This is a genomic window from Microseira wollei NIES-4236 (assembly GCF_020521235.1).
Classification (GTDB): Bacteria; Cyanobacteriota; Cyanobacteriia; order Cyanobacteriales; family Aerosakkonemataceae; genus Microseira; species Microseira wollei.
In genome coordinates, this window is sequence record NZ_BLAY01000685.1 from 1 (window position 1) to 266 (window position 266).

The following is a 266-nucleotide window of genomic DNA, read 5'->3' on the forward strand; positions in this document are numbered from 1 at the left end:
GCTCAACGGGAACCGAAGTAGAAGCACTTTCAGACGGCGTTTGAGTACTATCCGCCGTTGCCGTGTTGAGAATGTTACCGCCGGCGTCGATGTCAGCTTGAGTCACGGTGTAGGCACCTGTGTAAGTCCAGGTTTCGTCCACATCCAATTTGCTATCGCTGTCGCTGTCGCCACTAGGTCCGGTGAGGGTGCCCAATTTCGGGTCGCTAACGGTTACACCCGTCAGGGTTTGGTTGCCGTTGTTATCTACAACGATGCTGTAGCTG

At 54.5% G+C, this 266-nt stretch carries 1 protein-coding gene; it reads right to left on the bottom strand.

All coding sequences use genetic code 11. The annotated features are described in order from the left end of the window. Window positions 1-266: CLIPPER-2 domain-containing protein (locus MiSe_RS50250; protein WP_226595113.1), on the bottom strand; the 266-nt coding region annotated here is incomplete at both ends.